The following is an 8,698-nucleotide window of genomic DNA, read 5'->3' as shown; positions in this document are numbered from 1 at the left end:
GTCGTTCCCAGGGCCCGCGCCGCCGCTCCCCACGGCCCGCCGCGGCCGCTCCCGCCCGGTCGACCGGCCCGCCGCGGCCGCCCCGGTCGGCGGCCTCCGGCGTGCGGGGCCCGCGCGGCCGGGCGAGCATGTGAGCACCGGTGGGCGGCGGAGGGAGTCGGGCGTGGCGCGGTGGGACAAGGCCCGCGAACGCGGCCGGGAACTGCGCGAGCGCGCCGTGCTGCTGCCCGGTCAGGTGCCGCTGCTGGCCCGGTCGCTGGCCGCGCTGCTGCGGGTGAACGTGCTGGACAACGCGACCCGGCTGGCCGCCCAGGCCTTCCTCACCGCCCTGCCCGCCCTGCTGGTGCTCGCCGTGCTGGCCCCGGCCTCGCTGCGCAACGGCCTGGTCCGCGGGCTGCGCCACCAGCTGGGCCTGACCGGCCAGGCGCAGCAGCAGGTGCAGCAGCTGCTGGGCAGTCACCAGGGCACCGAGGCCAACACCTTCGGCGGGATCGGCGTGCTGGTCACCCTGCTCTCGGCGACCGCGCTGGCCCGCGCACTGCAGCGGGTCTGCGAGCGGGCCTGGGAGGTGCCCAAGGGGAAGGTCACGGTGGCGGCCTGGCGCTGGCTGGTCTGGCTGCTGGTCTGGCTCGGCTACCTGGTGCTGGCGGTGCCGATCCGCGACGGGTTCGGGGTCGGCTGGTGGCTGGGGCTGCCGCTGACCTTCGTGGTCGGCACGCTGCTCTGGTGGTGGACCCAGCACCTGCTGCTCGGCGCCCGGGTGGCGTGGGCGCCGCTGCTGCCGGGCGCACTGCTGTCCGGGCTGGCGATGGCGGTGCTCGGTGTGGTCGGGCAGGTCTACCTGCCGCGCGCCGTGGGGCGCAGCATCGCCCAGTTCGGACCGCTGGGCGTGGTGTTCACGCTGCTGTCCTGGCTGATCACGCTGTTCGCGGTGCTCACCTTCGCGCTGGTCTTCGGCCGGGTGGTGGCCGAGGAGCCGGCGGTGGCCCGACTGCTCGGCACACCGCCGGCGACCGTCCCCGAGCCGGAGCTCAGAGAAGACGAGTGAGCCGGGACAGGATGGACGGCGGGGCCAGGTCGTGCTGCAGGGTGACCGGGACCTCCACCTGGTTCGGGCCGGTGCCCGCCACCAGGGTGCCGACCTGGGTGCCGGCGGCGGCGTCGTGGCCGATCGTGCCGGTCTGCTGCAGGCTCAGCTGCACCTTGGTGCCGGCGATGCCGGGGACCGTCAGGTCCTTGGCGGCCACCAGCGGGACCCGCCCGCCCAGGCCGTCGTCCACGTAGCCGACCACGTCGCCCTGCTTGGCCAGGGTCTGGCCGGCCACCGCGCCCTGGGCGGCCGTGACGATCCGCAGGCTGACGGTCTGGGCGGCCCGCAGCAGGTCGTCGCCGCCGCCGGGCTGCTGGCCCAGGGTGACGCCGAGCAGCATCTGCTGGGTGCCGCCGACGTCCTTGACCGCCGCCCACATCAGGCAGCTGCCGGCGGGGCTGCTGGAGCCGGTCTTGGTGCCGATCACCCCGTGGTTGCCGGCGAGCAGGTAGTTGGTGTTGGTGATCTTGGTGCCGGCGATCACGGCGGACGGCTCGGCCACGATCTGCCGGAAGATCTCGTCCTGCATCGCCTGCTCCGCCAGCTTGAGCTGGTCCTTGGCGGTGCTCTTGGTGTTGGCGTTGTAGCCGGCCGGGTCGGCGTAGCTGGTGCGGGTCATGCCGAAGGCGGCGGCCTGGTCGTTCATCCGCTTGACGAAGGCGTCCTCCGAGCCGGAGTCCCAGCGGGCCAGCAGTCGGGCGATGTTGTTGGCGCTGGGCAGCATCAGCATCTCCAGCGCCTCGTACTCGCTGATCTGCTGACCCTCCACCACCTTCGCGGTGGACTGGTCGGCGTCGCCGGACTCCTGGGCCGCCGCCTTGTCCACGGTGAGCGTGGGGCCGGACTCGCCCTTGCGCAGCGGGTGGGCCTTCAGGATCAGGTAGGCGTTCATCACCTTGGTCACCGAGGCGATCGGCACCGGGGTCTCCGGGCCCGAACTGCCCATCGGGCCCAGGCCGACCGCCTCCACCGCGGCCTGGCCCTTGGCGGGCAGCGGCAGCACGGCGGGCTGGCCGCCGAAGGTGTAGGAGTCGGCGGCGGTGAGCCTGGCCTTCGAGCCGGGCAGCGGGCGCAGCAGCTGGGCCGCCACCAGCACGCCGGCCAGCAGGGCGACCAGCACGCCCCAGACCAGCACCCGCTTGGCGGCGCGCCGGGCCGCGGAGGGCCGCCGGGAGCTGAGCTTGGCGAGCGCCTCCAGCGCCTCGTAGGTGTTCTCCGGGTGGGGGGCGGACGCCGGGTCGGGGGTCGCCGGGAACCCGGCGGGCGGCGCGGGCGGCCCGCCGGCCGAAGCGGCGGCGGGAGCGGCGGCCACCCCGGCGAGCACCGGCTCGGGCTCGGGCAGGCTCTCGGGCTCGGGCAGGGACTCCGGCAGCGGGAGGGACTCGGGCAGGGGCTTCGCGACCGGCGCCGTGGTGGCCGCCGGCCCGGGCTTCGCGACCGGCGGCGGGGTGGCCGCCTGCCCGGGCTTCGCGGCCGGTTCGGACGTCGCGACCGGCACGGGCCCGTCGACGGCCGCGGGCTTCGTCAGGACCACCGGCTCCGCCACCGGCGCGGCCGCCCCGGCCACGGCGGACACGGCGGACACGGCGGACGCCCCGGAGAGCCCGTCGGCCGACGGCTTGTCGGTCGACGCTTCGTCAGCCGACGCCCCGTCAGCGGGCTCTCCGTCAGCGGGCTCTCCGTCGGCCGGCGCCGCCCGCGTCTCACCCTTCACCGCCGCGGCGTCCCGGATCGCGAGACGCGGGTCCACGGCCTGCGCCTCCGCCGGCGCCGGCTCGGCGGCCGGCTCCGGCGCGGGGGGCTCCGGCATCGTCAGGAAGGTGGTGGCGTTGTCCGTACTCTGGACGCGCAGTTGGACGGTGGAGCTGCCCTTCGCCCCGTCCGCCGGATCCCCCGGTGCGACCGGGGCCTGCGACGGAGCCTGCGAACCGGCCGGCCGCCCCCGCTCCGGGTCCTGCACCTGCTCCGGGGCCTCGCCCACGTCTCCCGACCTCCTCGTTCCGCATCCGCATCGGTTGTCGCCACCGGGGCGTGCGGGGAGCGGCACCGCCGCCCCGCCGTCCCTACAGTCTCCGCCACGGTGCTCGGATCCCGCTCCGCCACACCCCGTCCGACCGGCGGTTATTCCCCGTGTTCGACCCGTCGGAGGCACAGACGTGCCCACGTCGACCGCCGGTTCCCCGCAATTGGACGGACCGCCAGGAGTTCCCGCCTCAAGGTCACGATTCGGAGGCGTACTCGACAAGTCCGTGTGAGAGGCGTCACGCTGTCATTCATCCACGCGGGGAGGCTTGGATGGGCAAGAGCCGTAGAACAATTCCCGAGGAACTTTTGCTGCTCGCCTTGGACCCGACCACGGGTACCACCGCGCAGCCGCAAACCCTCGACCTCGGACTCGCCGGGGCACAGCTCGTCGAGCTGTCCCTGGCCGGACGGATCGTCCCGGACGGGGACCGGATCGCCGTGGTGCTGCCACGGCCGACCGGCGACCCCACCCTGGACCACGCCCTGGAACTGCTGCGCCGTCGCGGCAGTCCGGTGCGTGCGGCGCACTGGATCGGCGGGCCCCGACTGGGGCTGAGGCAGACCTACCTGGCGCACCTGGAACGGTGCGGAATGGTGGCGGCCGTGCCCGGTCAGGTGTGCGGGGTCCTACCGACGACGCGGTACCAGGCATCGGACGACTGTACGAACGCGGCCATCAAGCAGCGTCTCGACACGGCCATCCGGACCGGTGTGCCGCCGGACCCCAGAACGGCCGCACTGGCCGCGCTGGCGCACGCCGTCGGTCTGGGCAAGCACCTCTATCCCGGCAACGAGGGCCGGTCCTCACGGTCGCGGCTGCGCGACCTGATCCGCTACGACCCGCTCGGCGGGATGGTCGCGCACGCCGTCATGGACGTGCAGAACGGCCTGCCGACGCAGCAGAACCGCACCACCACCGGCGGCCGCGCTCCGGCGCCCCGCCACAGCGGCAGCACGGTCCCGCAGGGCCGGCTCGCCGCCAGCCAGGTCGGCGCCCGCTGACCCGTAGCCGGTCCTGACGTTCCCTCACGTCCCAGGCCCGGCGCGCACCACCGGCCCACGGGGCGGTCGTTCCGCGCGGCGGAACGGCCGCCCCGCCGCGCTACCGGTCCGCACTACCACGTCCGCCCCCCGGCGCGCCGGAATATGCCGGACTTGGCCTGCCGTCGGCACATTCCCCGGCGGGCGGTCCGGGCGAACTGCCATGCTGCTGTGAGCCGGGGGCCTGGGGGCCGGTCCTGCACGACCGACACCTGCCCGAGGTCCCCACCACCGAGGTATCGCCGGAGGTCAGCCGTGTCCGCCAGCATCAATCCCACCGTCCGCCGCCGCCGGTTGGGCGCGGAGCTGCGTCACCTCCGCGAGCAGCGCGGCATGACCGCCGAGGACGTCGCCGAGCGCCTGATGGTCTCCCAGTCGAAGATCAGCCGACTGGAGAACGGACGCCGCAGCATCAGCCCGCGCGACGTGCGCGACCTGTGCGACCTCTACGAGGTCACCGACCAGCGGATGCGCGACAGCCTGATGGAGATGGCGCGGGAGTCCAAGCAGCGCGGCTGGTGGAACGAGTTCAGCGACATCCCCTACAGCGTCTACATCGGCCTGGAGGCGGCGGCCTTCTCGATCCGCAGCTACGAGTCCTCCTTCGTGCCCGGCCTGCTGCAGACCCGCGAGTACGCCGAGGCGGTGCTGAACGGCACCCAGCCGGACACCACCCAGGACGCGATCCGCAACCGGGTCCAGGTCCGGATGAAGCGGCAGGACCGGCTCGCCGGCCCGGACCAGCTGTCCAGCTTCTGGTCGGTGATAGACGAGGCGGTGCTCGCCCGCGAGGTCGGCGGCCCGCAGGTGATGGCCGCCCAGCTGCGCCGCCTGCTGGAGGTCGGCGAGCAGGCCAACGTCAACATCCAGGTGATCCCGTTCCAGTACGGCGCCCACCCCGGTATGACCGGGACATTCTCCCTGCTGGAGTTCCCGGAGTCAGCCGATTCCACGGTCGTCTACTTCGAAGGAGTGACGAGCGACCTCTACCTCGAGAAGGAGAACGACGTCCGCCGCTATACCGGTCTCTACGACCACCTGCGTGCGGCGGCCTTCGGGGTCGCCGAGTCCCGGTCGTTGATCACCACTTATGCGGAGGCGTACGAGAATGCGAACCAAGGCCCTGAGCGCTGAGCCGAGTTGGCGCAAGAGCAGTCACAGCGGACCGAACGGCGCCTGTGTCGAGATCGCCACGCCGAACCCGGCCGCGGTGGCCGTGCGCGATTCCAAGGACCCGGCCGGGCCGCGGCTGAACTTCTCGGCGCGGGCGTGGCTGGCCTTCGCCGGCGCCGCGGGCGACGGGGCGTTCGGCGGCGTCTGACCCGCCCCACCCGTCTGGTGTCCGGCGGCTACCCGACCGGGTAGCGCTCGCGCCAGGCGGGCCCGGCGCCCGGGCCGTGCAGCTCGGCGCCGTGGCTGAGCTCCAGCACCAGGTCGTCGGCCAGCTGGAGCACGGTGCCGCGCCCCTCCAGCTCGGCCACCCACTCGGCCGGCAGCGCCGTCTCCCCGTGCAACGCGCCCAGCAGGCTGCCGCAGACCGTCCCGGTGGAGTCGCTGTCCCCGGAGTGGTTGACCGCCAGCAGCAGCCCGGCCCGCACGTCCTCGGCCACCAGCGCGCAGTAGACCCCGATCGCCAGCGCCTCCTCGGCCACCCACCCCTCCCCCAGGGCGGCCACCCGCTCCGGCGACGGCTCCCCGGCCCGCACGGCGGCCAGCGCCGCGCGCAGCGCCGCGGTGGTCTCCTCGTGCCCGGCCCGGTCGGCCAGCAGGCCCAGGGCCCGCTCCACGCCCTCCTCCACGGTGCCGCCGCGCACCACGGCGTGCACGATCACCGCGAGCGCGCCGGCCGCCAGGTAGCCGGTCGGGTGCCCGTGGGTCAGTACCGAGCACTCGACGGCCAGTTGCAGCACCAGCGCGGGCTCCCAGCCGATCAGCAGCCCGAACGGGGCGGCCCGCATCACCGTGCCGCAGCCCTTGGAGTGCGGGTTCTTCGGGGCGGCCAGGGTGCCCAGCCGCTCGGCGTCCGGCCCGGAGAGGCCGGACAGGCAGGCCGCCCCGGGCGCCCGCTGGGCGTAGAGCCACTCCTCCCGGCCCAGCCAGCCCAGGTCCTTGCGGCGCTCGTCCGGCCCCCAGTCCCGCTGGGTGGCCGCCCACCGCAGGTACGCGTGGTGGACGTCGGTGGGCGGGTGCCAGCCGCCGTCCGCCTGGCGGACGTGGGCGCGGATCAGTCCGTCGACCGTGAACAGCGCCATCTGGGTGTCGTCGGTGACGGTGCCGCGCCGGCCGTAGGCCGGGACGAAGCCGGTGACGCCGTCCGGTCCGTGGTCGGCGCGGATCTTCTCCAGCGCGTCGAACTCGATCCCGGCGCCCAGCGCGTCGCCGATCGCCCCGCCGAGCAGGGTGCCGCGCACCCGGCTGCGGAAGTCCTGCTGCTGGGCACGCGACCAGAGGGGTATCACCGGGACGGCCTTTCGAGTGGAGGCGGTTCGGCGGCACTGTAGTTCGACCGGGTCCCGATCGCGACAGGTTCGGTCGAACACGGCCGATCTTCAACAGTCTGTTGCCGTGGATTAATCCGTCAGCCACTGACACTGCCTGGCGTCCCGGCATGGCCTCGCTCCCCCGACTGCCGCCCGGTGCCACCGCCCTGACCAGCGCACTCTCCCTCGCCGCGACCCGGGCGAGCAGCAGGCGGCCCCGGACCGGCTGCCGGCCGGCGCCACCGAAGTCTCGGCCGAGGTGCTGGGTTATTCGGGTGCCGGGGCGCCCGGGCGTCTCCTACCATCGCCGGAACCATTCGCGCTGGAAGGACACCCCGTGACCTCGGTACCCGCTCTGCACTGCCTCGTGGAAGACGCGATCTCGGCCGCCGCCGCCCGCGTCCTGCCGCGAGGAGCCGCGCAGCGCGATCCCCTGGTCCGGCCCAGCGAGCACGCCGACTTCCAGTCCAACCTGGCGCCGGCGCTGGCCGGGGAGGCCGGCCTGCCGCCGCGGGAGCTGGCGGCGCGGCTGCTGGCCGAGCTGGCCGACGGCCCGTTGGACGTCGAGCTCTCCGGCCCCGGCTTCCTCAACGTGACGGTGGGTCGGCAGGCGCTCTGGCAGCAGCTGGCGGACCGGCTGGCGGACGACCGGCTGGGCGTCGGGACGCCGCTGTCCGGCACCCGGACGGTGGTCGACTACTCCGGGCCGAACATCGCCAAGGAGATGCACGTCGGACACGTCCGGTCGACCGTGATCGGCGACGCGCTGGCCCGGGTGCTCGGGCACCTGGGCACCGAGGTGGTCCGGCAGAACCACCTGGGCGACTGGGGCACCCAGTTCGGGATGCTGGTCCAGTACCTGGACGAGCACCCGCAACCGGCCGGGATCGGCCTGGCCGAGCTGGACACGCTCTACCGGTCGGCCCGGCAGGCCTTCGACGCCGACCCCGCCTTCCGGGAGCGGGCCCAGCTGCGGCTGGTCGCCCTGCAGTCCGGCGACGAGGCGACGCTGGACCTCTGGCGGGAGCTGATCGCGGCCTCCACCGAGGGCTTCCAGCGGCTCTACGACCGGCTCGGCGTGCTGCTCACCCCGGCGGACGTGGACGCGGAGTCGCGGTTCAACGACCGGCTGGACGGTGTGGTCGAGGACCTCCGGGCGGCCGGGCTCGCGGTCGAGAGCGAGGGCGCGGTCTGCGTCTTCGTCGACGGCGTGGACGCGCCGCTGATCGTGCGGAAGAAGGACGGCGGGTACGGGTACCCGGCCACCGACCTGGCCACGCTGCGGCACCGGGTCGAGGAGCTGGGGGCCGACCGGATCCTGTACGTGGTGGACGCCCGGCAGGCGCTGCACTTCCGGCAGGTCTTCGCGGTCGGGCGGCTGGCGGGCTGGCTGCCGGACCACGTCGAGGCGGTGCACGTGCCGTTCGGGATGGTGCTGGGGACGGACGGCAAGCCGTTCAAGACCCGGTCCGGCGGCACCGTGCGACTGGCCGACCTGCTGGACGCGGCGGTCGAGGGCGCCCGGGCGGCCGTGGCCGAGCGGGAGACCGTGGACGAGGCGGTGGTCACCGCGGCCGGGATCGGGTCGGTGAAGTACGCGGACCTGTCCAACGCACGGACCAAGAACTACGTCTTCGACGTCGCCCGGATGACCTCGCTGACCGGGAACACCGCGGTGTACCTGCAGTACGCGCACGTGCGGGTGCGCTCGATCCTGGCCAGGGCCGGGGAGACGGCGGTGACGGTCGACCCGGACACCGCCGTCTCCCCGGCCGAGCGGGCCCTGCTGCTCCGGCTGGACGGCTTCGGCGCGGTGCTGGCCGAGGTGTCCGCCACCCTGGAGCCGCACCGGCTGACCGGCTACCTGTTCGCCCTGGCCAAGGCGCTCACCGACTTCTACGCCCAGTGCCCGGTCCTGAAGGCCGACACCCCCGCGCTGCGCGCCAACCGGCTCGCGCTGTGCACCCTCGCCGCCCGCACCCTCGCCCAGGGCCTCGGCCTGCTCGGCATCGAGGCCCCGGAGCGGATGTAGCGGTGCGTGGACACCCCCCCCGGCGGGCCG

At 74.4% G+C, this 8,698-nt stretch carries 7 protein-coding genes; 5 read left to right on the top strand and 2 right to left on the bottom strand.

Annotated features, from left to right (window positions below):
- Positions 1-163: 163 nt before the first annotated feature.
- Complete coding sequence (locus ACFW1A_RS08330; RefSeq protein ID WP_380406233.1) at positions 164-1,048, top strand: YhjD/YihY/BrkB family envelope integrity protein; 885 nt, start codon at positions 164-166, stop codon at positions 1,046-1,048.
- On the opposite strand, the gene ACFW1A_RS08325 is transcribed toward ACFW1A_RS08330, so the two are convergent.
- Positions 1,032-3,071 (bottom strand): D-alanyl-D-alanine carboxypeptidase, encoded by a 2,040-nt coding sequence (locus ACFW1A_RS08325; protein ID WP_380406230.1) that lies wholly within the window; start codon positions 3,069-3,071, stop codon positions 1,032-1,034. The genes ACFW1A_RS08330 and ACFW1A_RS08325 overlap by 17 nt on opposite strands.
- Before the next feature lie 314 nt (positions 3,072-3,385).
- Here ACFW1A_RS08325 and ACFW1A_RS08320 point away from each other — a divergent pair, with 314 nt between their 5' ends.
- The 3 genes from ACFW1A_RS08320 (at position 3,386) to ACFW1A_RS08310 (ending at position 5,477) form a co-directional block, all read left to right on the top strand.
- The gene (locus tag ACFW1A_RS08320; protein WP_380406227.1) at positions 3,386-4,117 is read left to right on the top strand and encodes a GPP34 family phosphoprotein; all 732 of its coding nucleotides are present in this window, start codon (positions 3,386-3,388) and stop codon (positions 4,115-4,117) included.
- A gap of 294 nt (positions 4,118-4,411) precedes the next feature.
- Entirely contained in the window at positions 4,412-5,290 is an 879-nt protein-coding gene (locus tag ACFW1A_RS08315) for a helix-turn-helix domain-containing protein (RefSeq protein WP_380406224.1), read from the top strand.
- Positions 5,265-5,477, top strand: coding sequence for a DUF397 domain-containing protein (locus ACFW1A_RS08310; RefSeq protein WP_380406221.1), 213 nt, complete (start codon positions 5,265-5,267; stop codon positions 5,475-5,477). The genes ACFW1A_RS08315 and ACFW1A_RS08310 overlap by 26 nt, the downstream gene beginning before the upstream one ends.
- Before the next feature lie 28 nt (positions 5,478-5,505).
- On the opposite strand, the gene ACFW1A_RS08305 is transcribed toward ACFW1A_RS08310, so the two are convergent.
- Positions 5,506-6,615 (bottom strand): ADP-ribosylglycohydrolase family protein, encoded by a 1,110-nt coding sequence (locus ACFW1A_RS08305; protein WP_380406218.1) that lies wholly within the window; start codon positions 6,613-6,615, stop codon positions 5,506-5,508.
- A 358-nt stretch (positions 6,616-6,973) separates the two neighbouring features.
- Between ACFW1A_RS08305 and argS the strand changes: the two genes are divergently transcribed.
- Positions 6,974-8,668 (top strand): arginine--tRNA ligase, encoded by a 1,695-nt coding sequence (gene argS / locus ACFW1A_RS08300; protein ID WP_380406215.1) that lies wholly within the window; start codon positions 6,974-6,976, stop codon positions 8,666-8,668.
- Positions 8,669-8,698 lie beyond the last annotated feature (30 nt).

The sequence above is a fragment of the Kitasatospora sp. NPDC058965 genome (genome assembly GCF_042741245.1).
Classification (GTDB): domain Bacteria; phylum Actinomycetota; class Actinomycetes; order Streptomycetales; family Streptomycetaceae; genus Kitasatospora.
This window is presented reverse-complemented; position numbering and strand designations above follow the sequence as displayed.

Excerpts from the sequence above, each read along its gene's own strand:
- ACFW1A_RS08310 (WP_380406221.1), top strand. The coding sequence starts at position 5,265 with ATGCGAACCAAGGCCCTGAGCGCTGAGCCGAGTTGGCGCAAGAGCAGT.
- ACFW1A_RS08320 (WP_380406227.1), top strand. The coding sequence starts at position 3,386 with ATGGGCAAGAGCCGTAGAACAATTCCCGAGGAACTTTTGCTGCTCGCC.